Origin of the sequence: Dolichospermum flos-aquae CCAP 1403/13F (assembly GCF_012516395.1) — a bacterium.
GTDB classification, from domain to species: domain Bacteria; phylum Cyanobacteriota; class Cyanobacteriia; order Cyanobacteriales; family Nostocaceae; genus Dolichospermum; species Dolichospermum lemmermannii.
In genome coordinates, this window is record NZ_CP051206.1 from 511093 (window position 1) to 529327 (window position 18235).

The 18235-nt window shown below is 38.2% G+C and carries 17 protein-coding genes and 1 pseudogene; 4 read left to right on the top strand and 14 right to left on the bottom strand.

Going from position 1 to position 18235, the window contains the following annotated elements; translation table 11 throughout:
• Window positions 1-410 precede the first annotated feature (410 nt).
• The 3 genes from bchM to HGD76_RS02750 form a co-directional block, all read right to left on the bottom strand.
• Window positions 411-1103, bottom strand: a complete 693-nt coding sequence (gene bchM, locus HGD76_RS02740; protein WP_168694886.1) for a magnesium protoporphyrin IX methyltransferase — start codon at window positions 1101-1103, stop codon at window positions 411-413.
• 217 nt (window positions 1104-1320) lie between these two features.
• Entirely contained in the window at window positions 1321-1818 is a 498-nt protein-coding gene (locus tag HGD76_RS02745) for a DUF937 domain-containing protein (RefSeq protein ID WP_168694887.1), read from the bottom strand.
• A gap of 87 nt (window positions 1819-1905) precedes the next feature.
• Window positions 1906-3615: a sensor histidine kinase gene (locus HGD76_RS02750; RefSeq protein ID WP_168694888.1), complete on the bottom strand. Its 1710-nt coding sequence runs from the start codon at window positions 3613-3615 to the stop codon at window positions 1906-1908.
• Between the two features lie 341 nt (window positions 3616-3956).
• Between HGD76_RS02750 and HGD76_RS02755 the strand changes: the two genes are divergently transcribed.
• The gene (locus HGD76_RS02755) at window positions 3957-5498 is read left to right on the top strand and encodes a YcjF family protein (protein ID WP_168694889.1); all 1542 of its coding nucleotides are present in this window, start codon (window positions 3957-3959) and stop codon (window positions 5496-5498) included.
• A gap of 111 nt (window positions 5499-5609) precedes the next feature.
• The gene (locus HGD76_RS02760; RefSeq protein WP_168694890.1) at window positions 5610-7367 is read left to right on the top strand and encodes a serine/threonine-protein kinase; all 1758 of its coding nucleotides are present in this window, start codon (window positions 5610-5612) and stop codon (window positions 7365-7367) included.
• A 493-nt stretch (window positions 7368-7860) separates the two neighbouring features.
• Here the strand turns inward: HGD76_RS02760 and HGD76_RS02765 are convergent.
• Together HGD76_RS02765 and HGD76_RS02770 are read right to left on the bottom strand one after the other, a co-directional pair.
• Window positions 7861-8040 (bottom strand): annotated as a pseudogene (locus HGD76_RS02765) (winged helix-turn-helix domain-containing protein); the annotation flags it as partial.
• A gap of 88 nt (window positions 8041-8128) precedes the next feature.
• Window positions 8129-9103, bottom strand: a complete 975-nt coding sequence (locus HGD76_RS02770) for a M28 family peptidase (protein ID WP_371735615.1) — start codon at window positions 9101-9103, stop codon at window positions 8129-8131.
• A gap of 140 nt (window positions 9104-9243) precedes the next feature.
• Here HGD76_RS02770 and HGD76_RS02775 point away from each other — a divergent pair, with 140 nt between their 5' ends.
• Both HGD76_RS02775 and HGD76_RS02780 read left to right on the top strand, forming a co-directional pair.
• Complete coding sequence (locus HGD76_RS02775; protein WP_168694891.1) at window positions 9244-10470, top strand: urease accessory protein UreH domain-containing protein; 1227 nt, start codon at window positions 9244-9246, stop codon at window positions 10468-10470.
• Window positions 10445-11077 carry a hypothetical protein gene (locus tag HGD76_RS02780; RefSeq protein ID WP_168694892.1) on the top strand — a complete coding sequence of 211 codons (633 nt, stop codon included), beginning with the start codon at window positions 10445-10447 and terminating at the stop codon, window positions 11075-11077. The genes HGD76_RS02775 and HGD76_RS02780 overlap by 26 nt, the downstream gene beginning before the upstream one ends.
• Window positions 11078-11079: 2 nt before the next feature.
• On the opposite strand, the gene HGD76_RS02785 is transcribed toward HGD76_RS02780, so the two are convergent.
• The 9 genes from HGD76_RS02785 to rph all read right to left on the bottom strand — a co-directional run bounded on the left by HGD76_RS02785 (window position 11080) and on the right by rph (window position 18178).
• Complete coding sequence (locus HGD76_RS02785) at window positions 11080-11895, bottom strand: DUF3153 domain-containing protein (protein ID WP_168694893.1); 816 nt, start codon at window positions 11893-11895, stop codon at window positions 11080-11082.
• A 21-nt stretch (window positions 11896-11916) separates the two neighbouring features.
• Window positions 11917-12438, bottom strand: a complete 522-nt coding sequence (locus HGD76_RS02790; protein WP_168694894.1) for a tetratricopeptide repeat protein — start codon at window positions 12436-12438, stop codon at window positions 11917-11919.
• A gap of 243 nt (window positions 12439-12681) precedes the next feature.
• Window positions 12682-13578, bottom strand: coding sequence for an acetylglutamate kinase (argB, locus tag HGD76_RS02795; protein ID WP_015083597.1), 897 nt, complete (start codon window positions 13576-13578; stop codon window positions 12682-12684).
• Between the two features lie 109 nt (window positions 13579-13687).
• Complete coding sequence (locus tag HGD76_RS02800) at window positions 13688-14650, bottom strand: double zinc ribbon and FHA domain-containing protein (RefSeq protein WP_168694895.1); 963 nt, start codon at window positions 14648-14650, stop codon at window positions 13688-13690.
• A 156-nt stretch (window positions 14651-14806) separates the two neighbouring features.
• Entirely contained in the window at window positions 14807-15529 is a 723-nt protein-coding gene (gene pgl, locus HGD76_RS02805) for a 6-phosphogluconolactonase (protein WP_168694896.1), read from the bottom strand.
• A gap of 316 nt (window positions 15530-15845) precedes the next feature.
• Complete coding sequence (locus tag HGD76_RS02810; protein ID WP_148762382.1) at window positions 15846-16172, bottom strand: helix-turn-helix domain-containing transcriptional regulator; 327 nt, start codon at window positions 16170-16172, stop codon at window positions 15846-15848.
• Between the two features lie 5 nt (window positions 16173-16177).
• Window positions 16178-16540 carry a type II toxin-antitoxin system RelE/ParE family toxin gene (locus HGD76_RS02815; protein WP_168694897.1) on the bottom strand — a complete coding sequence of 121 codons (363 nt, stop codon included), beginning with the start codon at window positions 16538-16540 and terminating at the stop codon, window positions 16178-16180.
• A gap of 71 nt (window positions 16541-16611) precedes the next feature.
• Entirely contained in the window at window positions 16612-17385 is a 774-nt protein-coding gene (locus HGD76_RS02820) for an MlaE family lipid ABC transporter permease subunit (protein WP_168697341.1), read from the bottom strand.
• A 49-nt stretch (window positions 17386-17434) separates the two neighbouring features.
• Entirely contained in the window at window positions 17435-18178 is a 744-nt protein-coding gene (gene rph / locus HGD76_RS02825; RefSeq protein ID WP_168694898.1) for a ribonuclease PH, read from the bottom strand.
• Window positions 18179-18235 lie beyond the last annotated feature (57 nt).

The following is an 18235-nucleotide window of genomic DNA, read 5'->3' on the forward strand; positions in this document are numbered from 1 at the left end:
TGGCATCTGAGATATTGTGAATGTCCAGTAGAACATTACTAACTGAGTTGATAAAGGTGGTATCCCACATTGCCTTGAGGAAAATCCCCACGGCTCCTCTATTTTTTCAGAATGGTATGGATAAAATTACTACATCCTGCTGATAGTTTAGCGTGGCTTGATCCCATAAGTAGAGATTGAAGGCAGTTATTCACGTTTAGTTATTCTCTAATTTATTAAAAACATATTGTATTAAGTTCAATAAGTCATTAATATATTCCTTAAGATAGATTAATATATTCCTTTTTGCAAGACTTGGAAAAATTTTTTCCTTGCAAGCTCTAATTATAATACATTTAAATTGAAATATAACAAAATTCCCGACTTCTCTAAGAAATCGGGAATATGAAGTATCAATTGTAATTTGCCACCTAAGCAGATGGACGAGTTGCTTCTAATAAACTGGAAAAGTAGAAGCTTGTCCGCGTCATAGCTTGTCTTTGGACTGAAAAGCCATTTTTTCGCAGAATTTTGACTACATCAGCTTCACGATGTAAATAAGCGCGAGTGGTTTTACTCGGACCAGGAAAGAAAGTACCGATTTTTTTGAGGATAGTCAGGAAGAAGGTTTTCGGGGCAAAACTGAGAATGATTCGGTCTGAAGCTAAAGAACATAGATGAGAAATCATTTCATCAGCTTTGTTTTGAGGATAATGAATCAGAACATCTAGACAGATGACGGTATGATAATTGCCACTCAAAGATTCCAAATCCTGTACCGCAAAAGAGGGATTTACGGTATTGAACAAAGCCATGACAGCCCTATCCTGGGCTTCTGATACCATTTTAGCGGAAATGTCGCTGGCATAGACCTTAGCACCATCTATAGCCAGAGGAATACTCAGACTACCCACACCACAACCAGCATCACAAATTGATAATGATGGTAAATTGTTGTCAGCTTTTAACCAGCCGATGACATTATCCACAGTTTGCTGATGTCCAGTGCGAATATCTAGCTGGACTTTGTTGACTTCACCATCACCATAGATGCGTTGCCACCGATCAAAACCTGTGGAGTTGAAGTATTCGCGGACTATTGTTTTATCGTCGGCTGCGGTCATAAACTCAATTGTTAATTGTTCACAATTACTAAAACTATCATTTGTCATCCCAATTATATGTAGGGCTGCACAGAATCATGAAATCCATGAATTCATCCGTCCTTATCTGCGTTTATCTGCGTTTATCTGCGGTCAATTATTCTTGAAATCTGATTCTATGCAGCTTGATCTTAATTTGGTATCAGTGGATTCTCAGCGACAAAAATTCCAGCCAGTGTTAAATTCTTAAAAACCGACTAGCTAATTTAATCGCGTCAGCAATATCCACATCACCATCACCGTCAGCATCTAGAAATTGATTTAGTAATGGATTACCACCAGATTGTAAGAAACTCAAGACTAAAGGCACTAAACTTGGTAATAATTGTTGAATTGTATTCACATCTAAGCTAGTACCCTGGGCAGCATTTTTCGCTACTTCTGCTTGAATATCTGGAGAAAATAAGGTATCTACAGCTTGGGAATCGGCGGAAGTACCGGCAAATTGATTGACTAAATCTTGTACAGATTCACTTCCGTCGCTGGTTTGTTTTGCCTGTAAAGATGATTGTACTTGTTTACCAACTACTGATAAAACTGATTGCATGGTGGAAGAGTCTGCACCAATGCCATTACCTAATTGTTTCACTGTGGTAGCAATATTTATCAAGTTATCCAAACCACCTGGTTGATTGGAATTGCTAACCGCACCCAGAATTTGATCAAACAGTCCCATTAATTTTTTCCTGTTGTTTTTAATATCTCCTAATTATTAATAATACAGCAGAATTGAGCAATCAGGAGTCACCGAATAAAATCAAGATCATGATCTTGATGAATGAGAAATTGGGAGAAATATGGTAAATTCTGTACCTTGATTCCAGTCAGAATGAAAAGTAATTTTCCCCTGATGTTTTTTAACGACAATTTCATGGGTAATTGCTAAACCTAAACCAGTCCCAACACCTCTGGGTTTAGTGGTGAAAAAGTTTTCAAATATTTTCTGCTGATTTTCTGGAGGAATACCTGAACCATTATCTATAATTTTAATTAATACCCAGTCATTTTCTTGCCGTTCAGTAGTTATGTTTATTGCTGGTGAAAATTCAGAATTTTGAGCAGATTTTTCTTCTATAGCATCAATAGCATTACTTAAAAGATTCATGAAAACTTGATACAATAATCCTGTATAACCGGTTATTTGGGGAATTTCTCCATAGTTTTTGATAACGCTAATTTTATTTTTAAGGCGATTATTCAAAATTAATAATGTACTATCTAGACAAAAAGGAATATCTAATAATTGTGATTTATTTTCATCTACACGCACAAAATCTTTTAAACTCCGAACAATTTCTTTAGTTCGTTCTGCGCCAATTGTCATAGACTGAAAAAGTTTAGGTATGTCTTCTGCTAAAAATTCTAAATCAATTTCTTCCGCTACAGCTTGCACTTGTGGTGGTGCTTGGGGAATTTCTGATTGATATGTTTTCAGAAGTCTGAATAAATCATCAACATATTTGTGTGCGTGAATTAAATTGCCAGAGATAAAGTTTACAGGATTATTAATTTCATGGGCAATACCAGCTAACATTTGCCCTAAGCTGGACATTTTTTCACTTTGAATTAGTTTAGATTGGGATTCAGCTTGTTGTATTTCTAAAAGATGTTTTACTTGTTGAATTAGGAGATTTAAAGAGTTGGCTAAATCACCTATTTCATCTTGAATATTTATAGATATTTGTAAATCAAAATTTTCTTCATTGGTAACTTTTCGAGCAATATTAGTAACTTCTAAAATCGGTTGAGTAATAATTTTACTGGTGGATAAAGCGAGAATATTAGCTATTAATATGGAAGTTGCCATACTCACAATAATAATCACATCTTGTACTTTTAATGCGTGATTGTAAGCTAAATTTGCTTGTTCTTGAGTTTGTTTAATGGTTTCTCTTAGGGTTTCTAAACTGTAAGCGAAGTCAGAAAATTTCTCTACATTTTTAATTTGATATAATTTTAAAATTAACTGCTTTATTTCTGAATTTTTATTTGATTGTGCATCCAGTTGAGAAACTTTTTCGACTAATTCTTTGAGTAATTGGATGTAGCTGTTGATATTTCGTTGATATTTTTGACTCCAATCGGACAAATTACCATTTTTCTGGATTTGAGTAAAGTTTTGAAATTTAGTAAATTGAATTTCTAATTTATCTATTTCTGTGTTTAATTCAGCGATTTCTTTGGGTAACTTGTCTGGTTGATCTAATGTTGCTATAATCTTTTGTTGATGGATGAAAGATCCTAAAATTCCTCTTTGTAAATTATTGAGTAAAATATCTTCTTTATTGATTAAGATTGTCTTATTTCTAGCTCTTTGAAAATAGCTATTACCTACTAATAACCCTCCAGATGTACCTAAAACTGCTATTCCCAGGGAAAGAGTATACCCCAAGACAATTTTTTGTCTGATCCTCAAGGAAGGGAATAATTTTTTTAAAGAGCTAAAATGTTTAAATTCAGAGATAAAGTTCATATTGTGACTCGGCCTTTAACTTTCCCATGAAGTGGGGTGAGACAAAAAATGCGGAATTTAATAGCCGGTCATTAAGAGGTTGTTTGAAAAGTATTATATCAAACCCGTAATCTCCAAAAACCTAACCCCCCTACCCCCCTTCCCTGCAAGGGAATGGGGGTTTTAAAGCCTCTCCCCTGGTAGGGGAGAGGTTTGGAGAGGGGTCTGTTTACACATGAAAAACTTTTAAAACATCCTCTAAGGGAACACTGCACACAAACTGAATGTTAGTTTAGCAAAAATTGTGGCTTTTTACTTTCTCGCTGAGAAAAACACTGTATAGATCCTAAATTTTATCATTCATGTCCTTGTCTCGTATTGTTACACTAATTGTTGGCCTGATCGTCATTTTGGCGTTAACCCTATGGCTAATTGATTCTCTTTCCCGGTTGTACTGGCAGTTGTCCTATTCTCCGCTGTTGGGTAATTTACTATTATTACTGCTAGTTTTACTGATTGGTGGTTTAATTGCTGCCTTTGTTTATTACGTATTGGTGCTGCGGAAGGGAGAAGCAAAATCCCGTCGTCAACGCCCAAGAGTGACTTCTGCCCAAATTCCTGCGGCTAAATCTGATGCGGCTTCTTCTACCTTACAAGCGGTACGACAACAGGTAGCCCAAATTCAAGATGAGGTGACACGTCAAGCTTTGCTAAGTCGCACCAAGGAAATTGAAACGAATTTAGCGAGAGGGGAAATTCAAGTTGTGGTTTTTGGTACGGGTAGTGCCGGTAAAACTTCTCTGGTAAATGCGATTATGGGGCGGATAGTTGGTGAGGTGAATGCCCCAATGGGAACAACTCAGGTGGGAGAAACCTATTGTTTGCGCTTGAAGGGTTTGGAACGGAAGATTTTAATTACTGATACTCCAGGGATTTTAGAACCGGGGGTAGCGGGTACGGAACGGGAACAACTGGCTAGGGCTTTAGCGACAGAAGCGGATTTATTGTTATTTGTGGTAGATAATGATTTACGGCGTTCTGAATATGAACCACTGCGGGGTTTAGCGGAAATTGGTAAGCGATCGCTTTTAGTGCTGAATAAAACAGATTTATACACGGAGACTGATATAGAAGTGATCTTAGCCAGATTGCGGGAACGGGTACGCAGCTTTATTGCTACTAATGATGTGGTAGCGATCGCTGCTAATCCCCAAATAGCCGCATTAGAAACCGGCGAAACCTTCCAACCAGAAGCAGATATTATCCCCTTGTTACGGCGCATGGCCTCTATTTTACGCGCTGAAGGTGAAGATTTAGTAGCAGATAATATTCTCTTACAATCTCTGCGCTTAGGAGAAGAAGCTCGCAAACTTATAGACTCTCAACGTCGTCGCCAAGCTGATAAGATTGTAGATCGTTATCAATGGATTGGTGCGGGCGTAGTTTCTGTCACACCATTACCGATGGTAGATTTACTCGCAACCGCTGCTGTTAATGCCCAAATGGTAGTAGAAATTGGCAGGCTTTATGGTTGTGATTTAAACATGGAACGAGGTAAAGAATTAGCCCTATCTTTAGGAAAAACTATTGCTGGTTTAGGTATCGTTAAAGGGGCAATTGAATTATTATCAACGGCTTTGCAACTTAATGTGGCTACTTTTATTGTAGGGAGGGCAATTCAAGGAGTGACAGCCGCATATTTAACCCGCATTGCTGGGAAAAGCTTTATCGAGTATTTTCGTCATGATCAAGATTGGGGTGATGGGGGAATGACAGAAGTTGTGCAACAACAGTTTCAGATTAATCGCCGTGATGAGTTTATCAAAGTTTTTGTCCAAGAAGCGATCGCTAAGGTCGTCAAACCTTTAACTGATACCTTTGCAGAAAAAGAAGATTATAAGTAAAAATACTGAAATGATTATTGAATATTTCACATACTGAATTATTGCCTATAATTCCGGAAAATAGCAGCCGATGTCAGAAAAGATATATAAGGATTTCTGACTAACTAGATCATGACCAACCAGATGATCGGACAAGTATTACAAGATCGTTACCAAATTGTGCAACCACTTAGTGCAGGAGTGTTTGCACAAACATTTATTGCTGTGGATATGTACCACCCAGAAAAACCCAGATATGTTGTCAAACAATTGAAGGTGAATCACTATCAATCTACTTCCTATTTTGACCACCTAAGATTGCGGTTTTTAACAGAAACTGAAACCCTCAAACATTTAGGTCGTCATCCCCAAATTCCGGAACTTATTACCTATTTTGAAGAAAATGAGCGGTTTTATTTAGTCCAACAATTTATTCCTGGAGAGTCTTTAGCAGCAGAATTACCTCATGATCCTGAAAGTCATGGTAAATGGAGTCAAGTTGATATTATTAAGTTTCTAGAAGATGCTTTATCTATTCTTGAATTTATTCACTCTCAAGGCTTTATTCATTGTGATATTAAACCAGAAAACTTAATTAGACGAGCTATAGATGCCAGATTAGTATTAATTGATTTTGGCTCAATTCAACCAGTAGACTCTAGTATTGACACAGAATTTTCCATAGATCAAATTCCTGTCACATCATTGGGTTACATTCCCCCAGAACAATTTATTGGTCAAACCCAACCCAATAGTGACCTTTATTCCTTGGGAATAATTGCTATTCAAGCTATTACAGGACTATCTCCCTTAGAATTAGAAATTGATGCTGAAACTAATGAAATTATTTGGTGTGATCATGACACCTCTATCAATGATTATTTAGTTGCTTTCCTCAATCAGATGATCCGCTATCAACACCAAGAACGATTTCAATCTGCCAATGAAGCACTATGGTTACTCAAGCATATAGAATGGGACAATAACCCAGCAGAAATACAAATAGCAGAGTCTCAATTATCTGATAAAACTATTGAAACGACAGATCAAAAATCCCAACCATTACTAGCCGGACTGCGATTAGGTTTATTAATTAATTCGGTTCTACTAGGATTGGGAGTATATTCTTTATTTAATAATTCTCAAGCTTACTCAGCTACAGAAATTTTATATAAAGCCATAGCCAGATATCAATCTGGAGATTTACAAAAAGCCATTAATTTAGCTCGGTCAATCCCCCTTAATAGTAATGTTTATCCAGAAGCTCAAGCTTCAATTGAAGAATGGCAAAACCAATGGCAAAAAGATGCAAAACATTATGTTCTCACTGAAAAAGCTTTAAAAGAACGACGATGGACAGACGTATTATATCATGCACATAAAGTTCCAATTAATTCATATTGGAAATCGAAAATTCAGCCCCTAGTTGCACAAGCAAAATTAAATATTGAAGCCCAAACACAATCCTTATTAGCCAAAGCTTATGCAAAAGCCGAGGAGAGAGATTTCTCAACGGCTTTATATTATCTACAGCAAATACCTGAAGAAAGTTCTGCCGGTGCTATGGTTAAACAGAAATTAGCTGAGTACAATCAAAAACGTCAAGTTAGATCAGGATACTATTTATATCAAGCTCACAATCAAGCCTCTATAGGTAACTTTTTCGCAGCAATTAAACTACTGGAAAGAGTTCCTAAAGATGCTGAAGTTTATGCACAAGCAAGAGTCAAACTAGAAGAATATTCCCACAAGTTACGTCTACGTAATCAGCAACAAGAATTAGCTATCCTAAAAACAGTTCCCCTTGCTGAAAGACAAAACACTCCTATTCAGCGGAGAGTATCTCTTCAACCAGAAGATTATTTACAGGAAGTAAATATTCGTAATTAAGCTGAGAAATGGGGAATAGAAGATAATTTTACCAATTCCCCCCATCGTTATTTTCCGTTGTTGCATTGCTATTCTGGGTACGCGAATGTCTTTGTGCGATAATTCTGACTTGCAGAATCCCTCGGTTCACAACTGGGGGTATTTTTTTATCTATTCAATTAGACGGAAATAAATTAAATTTAAACTTTCCTATAGACAGAGACAATCTTCTAAAGATCAAGTTAGATTTACAGTTGAACTAGTCCACATTCCAATGTCTTTAATCATAGCCTCCAGTTATTTTTTAGGCTGGAGGTGATTCTTTATAAATCTTTGCTGCATCTCTATTTGATCATTGAAATACTTTTTCTAGATTATCCTGTTCTTTTTGTAATAAAGTGGTAATTTGTGTATACTCATTAAGTAATTCTGACTGCTAATGTAAATACTCCTAATACTGAACCAACTACTAACAAATATGAGAACAAAAAGCGATATTTAATTATCCACAACATTAGTTATTTCCTAAACGATATCCTATCCCATAAACAGTGTCGATAATTTTTTCAGATGCACCCACCACTTTTAATTTTTTGCGTAAATTATTGATGTGAGTTTTAACAGTATCTTCCCCAGAAATTTTATCAAATTCCCATAATTTATCTAAAAGAGATGTACGAGTTAAGACTGTTTTAAATCTTCCGCTAAGGGTTTAGCAATCCGTTGATCATCTTCTACAAGTAATATTTTCATGTTAATCGCCAGATTAGCTCTAAAAGAATTTATTTTAACAAAGTAGAAGTAGCATTAATAATAATTTGTGCCGAACCCGTGAAAAATTCTCTTTGGATATTTTTGGGAATATCACTAGGTTGATGGTAATGAGGACTACGTAGATTAGCGGTATCTGTTACCAGCAAAGCCCCTATTCCTTGATACCAAAACGGAGCATGATCACTGCGGAGGGTATCTGGTGTTAATAAACCTTTGAAGGGAATCGGTACTTTGAGGATTTTTGGTAAATTCTCACTAGAGTTGGCAAAAGTATTTAATAAATTTAAGTGTTCTACATCACCAACTACTGCTAAAAAATCTCCCTTGTCGCTAAGTGGTGTTACAGGCAAACCAGCGGGATATTTTTGACAGCCAGAAGTGTAACAAGCATAACCCACCATATCCATAATAATTACGCCTTGAAGATTTTGTAAATGGGCTGGTTGGTTGACAAAAGCTTTACTTCCTAAAAGTCCTGTTTCTTCTTGATCAAAAAATGCTAATTGTAATGTTTTTGGTGTGGAAATAGCAGTAAAAAGTCTGGCGATTTCTAATACTACAGCTATACCAGTGGCGTTATCATCTGCACCAGGAGAGGACTCAACTGTATCATAATGGGCAGCCACCAAAATTGTCCCAGTGGTTTTATTTGTTCCCAGTTTTTGGGTAAAAATATTCATACCGGCAGTAAACTTTTCTAACTTAGGTTTCCAGCCAAATTTGCTCAATTGATTTGTGATATATGTACGGGTACGCAATCGCTCCATTTTTGAATACCGCCGAAAATTCAACTTTTGAACATGAGCAAAAAGTTGATCACCATCAACCAATAGAGTATTATTTACCTTCAGGGGTTTTAACTGGGGTTGAGACTGTGGTACAGGAGCATTTTTAACTATCGGAATCATTTCAGATTGCTCAAAAAAACTTCCCATACCTATAAACACTATTATCCCTACCAGCACCCATGGCCATTTTTTGATCATGATTTAAACCCACCTAGAGGAAATAAAATATCCTAACTACACCAAGTTTGACAGCTTGTCTTTTGACATCAACATGATGATAAGAGATGTAAAAGGTATACTGTCGCAATTGCCAATTCCCACTTCCCATCATCAATATGCTAGATTTATTACTCATAACGCTTCTGGGGTTTCTGGGCAGTTTTGGACATTGCTTTGGGATGTGTGGACCCCTGACTGTAGCTTTTTCTCTGTCCAAGCAGCAGGAAAATCCGAGTTGGCAACAGCAATTAAAATTTCATACATTACTAAATTTAGGGCGAATGTTAAGTTATGCCTTCGTCGGTGCTGGTATTGGCGCACTAGGCTCAGTATTAGTAGAAGGTGGACAACTGGCAGGAGTTGGTAGTGATTTGCGGCGGTGGATAGCTATTATTACAGGTATAATGCTGATTTGGTTTGGTTTAGGGCAAGTTAAACCCGATTTTTTACCGCATATACCCCTATTACACCCCATATTAAAAGGGAATTTACACAACCGTCTGAGTGCGGCCATGCTGAAATTATCTGCACAAACTCAATGGTGGACACCAGCACTTTTAGGCATGACTTGGGGATTAATGCCCTGTGGTTTTTTATATGCGGCTCAAATTAAAGCTGCGGCTACAGGGAATTTGTGGCAAGCTACAGCAACAATGTTAGCTTTTGGAATTGGCACACTACCCATCATGTTGGGACTAGGTGTTTCCACGTCGTTAATTAGTCAATATCAGCGGAGTCAATTATTTCGCTTGGGTGGGTGGGTAACTCTGATTATTGGTGCAATTACCCTATTGCGAACGGGGGATACGATGACGGACTATAGCGGACACGCTGCCTTAATTTGTTTAAATCTCTCATTGATTGCCCGGCCTGTGAATAGTTTTTGGTCTGCACCTCTGCGTTACCGTCGGGCGCTGGGCGTTGGGGCTTTTGTGCTTTCGGTAGTACATACTATCCATAATCTTGAACACTCACTAGACTGGAATCTTACCGCTTTTTGGTTTTTACCGTTAGAATTTCAGTGGGGAATGAGTGCAGGGGCTGTGGCTTTGGTATTAATGCTCCCTGCGGCTTGTACAAGTTTTGATGTTATGCAAAAGTCCTTAGGTAAACATTGGCGGCATATTCATCTTTTGAGTGTACCAGCTTTGTTATTGAGTGCTATTCATACGGTTATGATTGGTTCTCATTATCTGGGGGCTGTAAGATTAAGTTGGCAAAACCAATTAGCAGCCGTGTTACTGAGTCTAATTACCTTAGCTGTATTGTTGATCCGTTCGCGGTATTCTTGGTTATATTTACGTCTAGAAAAATTTTATGTTCCTCCCAATAAATCGCGGTAAATTAACTATTTCTCTTGCACACAAAATCAAGTATCTATTATTAGTTTTATTTGGTTTAATAGTTACTACAAATACTCAAGTTTTAGCCCATACGGTGAAAATATCGGCAGATGTTGGTGCTACTATCCATATAGAACCTAATGATAATCCTCGCGCTGGAGAAGTTACTCAAGCTTGGTTTGCCCTGACTCGGAAAGGTGGTAAGGTAATTCCTTTAAAAGATTGTAATTGTCAGTTAGCTATTTATGCTGAACCTCATGCAGTGGGAGAACCAGCATTACTTGAACCTCCATTAAAACCTATTCAAGCTGAACGTTATCAAGGCATTCCAGGGGCAGAAGTAACTTTTCCCAAACCAGGGGCTTATCAGTTGCAATTAAGTGGTAAACCTGTGAATGAAGGAAGTTTTAAACCTTTTGAGTTAAAGTTTGTTGTCACTGTGGCTACAGGAAAGAATATAGATACTCTTCAATCTAGGCCAAGTGTAAATGAGAATCAGCAAGGAACAACAATTGGATTAGCACAACCTTTGATTTGGTTGGGAATTTTGCTGCTGTCTGGAGGGATTTTAGTTTTCTTGGTGCAAACAATGAAGAAGAATAATTAAAGTTAGTCTTTTTTGGCAGTTAACTGAATACTTGGATTTGGTAAAAATGTATATCTCAGATATAATCCTAACCACACAAATCCGATAATTAACAAAGTCCCAATTCCCAGAAAATTCGGCAACCAAAAAACTACCTCTACATGATTTATAGCCCCTGCTTTAATTGTCCATAGCAGTTGATTACCATGCTTTTCTGGTTGGATAGCATTTTCATCATTTTCAATATTCTTGACTCCCCAAGGTGTCTGTAGGCTAAAGTCTAGATTGACAATAGAACTATCACCTTTAGTGGTCAGCATAGCCAAAGAACGCAAATCTAAATCATAAACTAAATGATTTCTAGAAAATAGGAAAAAATTCGTATCTTCTGCAACTAAAGTTGAAGTAATATTTGATATTTCCGAACCATTATCATCTTCATCAGTTCGAGTATTAAAAAAGCCAGTGAATTTTTCTTGTAATTCTTTTGCACTGGTAAAGGGAATTTTAACAACGATTTCTGATGGTGAAATTCTCTCTGTTGAACCTGCTAATTGTCGCGCTCGTTGTTCTAAAGTTTTTAACCATTGTGATAGATAATCACTACTAAAAATAGTGATTTTTTCCGATAATTGAATATGTTGTACTAATTCACCATTATTAGTGCTGTTAAAGTTGACTCCTAAATCATACTTTACACAACCAGATAATAGTAATGAAGAAAAAATTACCATAAATACAATAGGTTTGATTTTGGTAAATTTTCCAATTTTCCTAATTAAAAAAAACACAGATTTGCTTAACTGTAATATCATCTTAATGAAAGTGAATACATTCATGACTAAATTTCTCCTTATTTACTAAAAACTTAACCAAACTAAATAGGAAATTGTTAAACCAACAGCAATTAAAGCTACCCAAACAAAATTATTATCTTTAGTATTGACTGTATTAAGGTCAATATATTCTCGTTCTCCAGGTTTTTGTTTAAATGTAGATTTTTTAGATTGAGAAGTGACAACTATTTTGGATTTGTGATCAGAAGTTATGTCCAAATCGGGAATTTCTGTCATCAATTCTTTAGGTCTGTTAAGTTTGGGCGCTTTTAAAATATATAGTAGGCGCTTTGCTTGTTGACGAATTTCATAATGGGGATGACGAATGAGTTGTTGACAAAGATTTATCGCTTCTTCCGAACGTCCCGCAGCTTCATAAGCATTCACCAACCAAATTTCGATTTCACCAGCAAAATGGGTATTGTTTTCTAATAGGGCGCTGGCTGTTTCTAGATTTTCTACAGATTTCCGATATTGACCATTTTCAAAAGCAGTTGTCCCCATTTGATAATGAGATTTAGCGAGTTCTAAATTTTCTGTGGTCATTGGTCATTGGTCAGTTGTCAGTTGTCAGTAGGGGCGAAGCATTTGGAAGATAAATTATCGGTCATTGCCAAAAATAGTTCTCCAAATGCTTCGCCCGTACAGTTGTCAGTTGTTACTCAATAACTTGAATTTTAACTTACCGCAGATTGTAGGTAAATGAAATTTTACCAATGAATCCTATAGGGGTTTAGCAATGCTAAACCCTTCCGAATTAATTTTGCTGTAACTTGTCCCCAATCTCGATTATTGTTTCGACTGATGAGAACCGAGGATCATTGTCCCAATTCCCACATCTGTAAATACTTCTAACAGTAAAGCATGAGGAATCCGCCCATCAATTATATGTGAAGCCTTGACTCCTTGAGCAAGCGATCGCACACAACAATTCACTTTAGGAATCATCCCTCCACTGACTATACCATCAGTAATTAATTGCCGCGCTTCCCGAATATCCACTTTCGGAATTAAAGTAGAAGGGTCTTTATAATCTCTTAAAATTCCTCTGGTATCAGTCAGCAAAATTAACTTTTCTGCGCCCAAAGCTGCGGCTATTTCCCCCGCTACCGTATCCGCGTTAATATTATAAGCCTGTCCAGTTTCATCAGCAGCCACGCTAGAAACAACGGGAATATAGCCATTACTAGCAAGTGTTTCTAAAATTTTGATATTGACATTACTAACTTCCCCCACAAACCCAATCCCTTCATCACCTTGAGGACGAGCCGTAATTAAGTTACCATCCTTACCACAAAGCCCTACAGCCATCCCTCCAGCTTGGTTAATCAAAGCGACAATTTCTTTATTTACCCGCCCCACTAACACCATTTCCACTACATCCATGGTTGCTGCATCAGTAACACGCAAACCATTTTTGAATTGCGCTTCAATTCCTAACTTGCCTAACCAACTATTAATTTCTGGACCACCACCATGCACTAGAATAGGCCGCAAGCCAACGCAAGATAAAAAGACCACATCACGAATAACTTTATCTTTGAGGTTACTATCCTTCATGGCTGCGCCACCGTATTTAACCACAACGGTACGACCAGCGAATTGTTGAATGTAAGGTAGTGCTTCGCTGAGAATTTCTACGCGATTAGCTTCAGCTTGCCTGATATACTCTATATCATTAATCATGTTATTACCCAAGTTGCTAGTTATCTAGTTTATGGGATAACTAGCAACAAGAGTTAATCAGCTATGGTGATAGGAGCAGGGGGAAATATTTATGCCCTATTCCCTATTCCTAAGAGAGTTGAAACAAGAAAGTGACTAAATCTCCTTTACCCAAGCTGATGCGATCGCCTGGACGGAGGCGATGTCTGTTTCCAGGTAACAGAGGTAAGTTATTGACATAAGTACCATTGGAACTACCTGCATCTTCTAGATAACAAGCATCTCCCTCAATCCGAATGTCTGAGTGAATCCGCGAAACAATTTCCGAATTTGGGAACCCAGAAACATCTATATCGGGAGGAATACGATCATTCGGCTTACCAATATGCACAACCGAGAGATTTTGTGGTAATTCTATTTCTTGGTTAGCTTGAACATGGAATAACCGTGCTACTACCTTTTGCAATTGGGTATTTGCCACCTTTACTTGTGGTGCGGCTGGGGCTACTTCAGGAACTGTGAGGGGATCGATCTGAGGTACATAAGCAGGAGGAATATAAGCTTCCGGTTCCGGTGCTACAGGCGCAGGTGGGGCTGTCAGCACAGGCGGAATATAAATTTCTGGTTCAGGTGCTACCGGTGCAGGGACAGAAGGAATATAAACAGCTTGTTCCTGAACTACAGATGCGGGTGTCAGTACAGGGGGAATATAAACTTCTGGTGCTGGTGTTACAGAAGGAACATAAACAGCTTGTTCCTGAACTACAGCCACCGGTGCAGGGGCGGGAATAGCGCTAACAGGAGGATTGGCGGCGGGCGCAATTTCTAAAGCATCGGGCTGTAACAGTTGCATCATCAGGTCAGGAGCGACCACTGGCGCTGGTTGTACAGGGTTAATCGCAATAGTTGGGGCAACTGCGGGAGTAACACCAAAATGGAGATTGTAACCGCACTGACCACAGAAAGCGGCATCTGACTGTACAGTTGCTCCACAATTAGGACAACTAGCTGTAGCTGGTAACGGCGTATAACAAGCTTCACATTGAACAGCGCCGTCTGGGTTGGGATGATTGCAATTAGGGCAGACGATCATGGATTTAAGCCTTAGTGAAGGTCGTTGTAAAAATATTACTGACAAGCACATAAGTAACCTTAGCGTTTAATGCTAACAATTACTTAGAGTGAGAACAAGTTGATCATTGGTGATTATTCTTAATTATCTAAATCATCCAAATCTCAAGAATCATAGTTAGTGTTGAAGTTCCAAACCAGCGGCTGCGTCTAGCAACCAGTAAAGTTCTCCCTGGGGTTTAATTAGCCGAGATGGATAGACGAAATCATCTGCCACCGGTGCGAAAATTTGGGCTAAAGCCGGTCTTTTGTTAGCACCAGCAGCCAAAAAAATCACACTGCGAGCCGCGTTAATAAATGGGTAAGTAAAGGTGATGCGGAGATTATCATCTTTATTACCAACAGTGATTAGGCGATCGCACACCTTGAGAGCTTTCGTGTGGGGAAACAAAGATGCAGTATGGGCATCATCACCCATTCCCAGTAAAACTACATCTAATGCCGGGAACTCTCCCGATATAGAATTAAAAAATGTTTGGAGATGCTGGTTATACTTAGCTGCATCCACTTCTGGATTAGCCGACAAAGTGGGGATGGCATGAATATTCGTCTGGGGAATAGCAACCTGATCTAACCATGCCCGCCGCGCCATCAGTTCATTGCTATCAGGGTGATCTGCCAGAACATAACGCTCATCTCCCCAGAATACATGAATTTTATCCCAAGGCAACTTTTGATTAGCAATGGCTTCATACAACGGTTTTGGTGTGCTGCCACCTGATAAAGCAATTGTAAATTGTCCCCGTTCACTAATAGCAGTTTCTACTTTCGACAGAATCAATTCTAGCGCCCGTTGGACGAGCGCCGATACATCCGGTAGGACTTCAACAGTTTTGTTCATGGCATTATCAATACATAGCCTGTTTCTTTGCAATACCATAGCGAACTTCTGACAATTTTCCGGTTTAACTCAAGAAACTTTTAATATCATCAAGTTAAGCCATAAATTATCGGCCTCCACCTTCTTTATCATTATTTGTGGTTGGTTGTCAGTAGTCAGTTGTACTAATCGCTGATCATCACCGCAGGGGATTGTTGAGAGAATAAAGGATACATCGGTAAATAAACACAACAGATAGAGCTAGTTCTGTTTGTTTTTGTGTTTTCTTATTCATATTTTCTCAAAAGTTACTAGACAAAAACAATAAATAAAATCTTTAAGAAGAAATAACTGTCGTTTGAACATTGATATCAATATTCAGCTTTTTCCGCAAAACATTCAAAATAGCAGTCAAATTATCCATTGTCGGATTACCTTTTGCCGATAACATCCGGTGTAAACTCTTGCTAGGTTTAGAAGTTTCAATTGCCAATTGTTCAAAACCTACCGTTGCATTAACAATATCTCTCAAAATCAATCTTGCTGTTTCTGGTTCACCATTCAGGAAGAGAAAAATAGCTTCATCAAGTAGAGCTATTGTGAAGTGAGAATCTTTTTCCACTCGTGCGTTAATAGTTTCTTTGAAATCTCTAGTAAGTGCCATAATAACTACCTTTTCTCTTTATTCTTGTTGTCAGTCTCTTGATTTATCGTAAGTTCTTTTTTTCGCTTTTTGTACTCTTGGTACAATTCTTTAGCACGACTAATATCAGATTGCTGATTTTTCTTTGTTCCCCCACCAAATAATACTATAAGCTGCTTACCATCCTGAGCCAGATAAATCCGATATCCTGGACCCCAATCAATTTTATATTCACCAATTCCCTCAAACCATTTAACATTTGATGTATTACCTAACTCCAAACGAAACTTAGCAACAGTAACCTTCGCAGCAGCTTGAGCATTCAATCCATCAAACCATTCTTGATAAGGACTGGAACCATCTTCTTTAAGATATTCTTCAACTTTCATAACAGAGACAGTCTTATAGTAACTTATATGTTACCATGCGTCAAGCAGTATTATTCTAAATAAACCTAAAATTACAATATAGGTTTTTCAAACAGTAGCACAGCCAAGATAAAATCCATAATAAAAATTGCCACCCAAGTAGTAACAACTGCTGTTGTGGCTGACTCTCCCACTTCCTTTGCACCTCCTTGAGTTGTCAGTCCCCAATTACAGCCATTAACAGAAACTATAGCCCCAAAAATTAACCCTTTAAGTAAAATAATAAAAATATCTGATGGTAATAAAAACGCTCTCACCGATTCTAAAAATGTTTCGGGAACAACTTGATAAAATTGTGCAGCCGCAAAAGCCCCGCCAATTATACCTGTGACTACAGCAAAAATCATCATTACAGGCATCATCAAACAGCAAGCAATGACTCTAGGTAAAACTAGATAATCAATCGGATCTGTTCTGAGCATATATAAAGCGTCAATCTGCTCCGTCACCCGCATTGCCCCTAATTCCGCAGCAAAAGCTGAACCAACTTGTCCAGCGATAATACTCGCAGTAAGAATCGGCGCTAGTTCTCGACAAAATGCTAAAGCAAATGCACCTCCAACACTATCTACAGCCCCAAATCTCACTAATTCCCTAGCGGTTTGAATAGTGAAAATCATCCCCGCAAAACCGCTAACTAGCAAGACTGGAGAAATAGAAGCCGGGCCTGCCGTTACCATATGTTCTAATATTTTGCGATAGTAGGTTTTTCCGCGCAGGAAATGCAATAGAATTTGACCGAACAACAGAAATGATGACAAACAGCGAATTATCCAAGATTGTTCTAAATTTCTTTTTGGTTGCAAGCAGTTTACGGCCACTAATTGAATTTTGGTACTTGGAAATTATGACAACTTAACCTTCGATAAACAAAGTATTCCAATCACTAATTGCATTTCTTTGAGCAGTTAATAATTGCTGGATACCTTGTTCAGAAAAATCTAGCATTTGATTTAATTGTTCACGGCTAAAACTACCTGCTTCGGCTGTTCCCTGAACTTCAATAATTCCCATTTTATGATTCATGACTACGTTAAAATCCACATCTGCGGCTACATCTTCAACATAGTTAAGATCCAAAAATGGTTCACCCTCCAATAAGCCTACAGAAACTGCTGCTATTTGTCCACATAAAGGCGATCGCTCTAAAACTCCCTGCTGCAATAATTGAGAAATAGCATGAGCCAAAGCCACAAACCCCCCTGTAATTGCCATTGTCCTCGTTCCTGCGTCCGCTTGTAAGACATCTGCATCCACAGTTAGCGTCCGTTCTCCTAAAGCCTCAAAATCCAAGGCAGCCCTTAAACTCCGCCCAATTAAACGCTGAATTTCCTGTGTTCTGCCCGATAATTTCATTAATTCCCGTTCCTGGCGTTTCTGGGTAGCAGAAGGCAACATTCTATATTCAGCCGTTAACCAACCCTTACCACTACCAGTTAAAAATCTCGGTACTCCTTCCGCGACGCTAACAGTACACAGAACTTGAGTATCACCACATTTAGCTAAAACAGAACCAGGTGCAAAGCGGGTGAAATTAGGATAAAAACTATGGGGACGGAGTTCACAGGGGGTTCTCCCGTCAGGACGTTGCCAAGTCATCGAAGTTGCCTCAAAATTTTTGCTTACTGCCTTATAGAATAACTGAGTAATAGCAAT

Bases quoted from the DNA above. Each gene is read 5' to 3' on its own strand.
- bchM (WP_168694886.1), bottom strand. From the start codon at position 1,103: ATGACCGCAGCCGACGATAAAACAATAGTCCGCGAATACTTCAACTCC.
- HGD76_RS02745 (WP_168694887.1), bottom strand. From the start codon at position 1,818: ATGGGACTGTTTGATCAAATTCTGGGTGCGGTTAGCAATTCCAATCAA.
- HGD76_RS02750 (WP_168694888.1), bottom strand. From the start codon at position 3,615: ATGAACTTTATCTCTGAATTTAAACATTTTAGCTCTTTAAAAAAATTA.
- HGD76_RS02755 (WP_168694889.1), top strand. From the start codon at position 3,957: ATGTCCTTGTCTCGTATTGTTACACTAATTGTTGGCCTGATCGTCATT.
- HGD76_RS02760 (WP_168694890.1), top strand. From the start codon at position 5,610: ATGACCAACCAGATGATCGGACAAGTATTACAAGATCGTTACCAAATT.
- HGD76_RS02775 (WP_168694891.1), top strand. From the start codon at position 9,244: ATGCTAGATTTATTACTCATAACGCTTCTGGGGTTTCTGGGCAGTTTT.
- HGD76_RS02780 (WP_168694892.1), top strand. From the start codon at position 10,445: ATGTTCCTCCCAATAAATCGCGGTAAATTAACTATTTCTCTTGCACAC.
- HGD76_RS02785 (WP_168694893.1), bottom strand. From the start codon at position 11,895: ATGAATGTATTCACTTTCATTAAGATGATATTACAGTTAAGCAAATCT.
- HGD76_RS02790 (WP_168694894.1), bottom strand. From the start codon at position 12,438: ATGACCACAGAAAATTTAGAACTCGCTAAATCTCATTATCAAATGGGG.
- argB (WP_015083597.1), bottom strand. From the start codon at position 13,578: ATGATTAATGATATAGAGTATATCAGGCAAGCTGAAGCTAATCGCGTA.
- HGD76_RS02800 (WP_168694895.1), bottom strand. From the start codon at position 14,650: ATGATCGTCTGCCCTAATTGCAATCATCCCAACCCAGACGGCGCTGTT.
- pgl (WP_168694896.1), bottom strand. From the start codon at position 15,529: ATGAACAAAACTGTTGAAGTCCTACCGGATGTATCGGCGCTCGTCCAA.
- HGD76_RS02810 (WP_148762382.1), bottom strand. From the start codon at position 16,172: ATGGCACTTACTAGAGATTTCAAAGAAACTATTAACGCACGAGTGGAA.
- HGD76_RS02815 (WP_168694897.1), bottom strand. From the start codon at position 16,540: ATGAAAGTTGAAGAATATCTTAAAGAAGATGGTTCCAGTCCTTATCAA.
- rph (WP_168694898.1), bottom strand. From the start codon at position 18,178: ATGACTTGGCAACGTCCTGACGGGAGAACCCCCTGTGAACTCCGTCCC.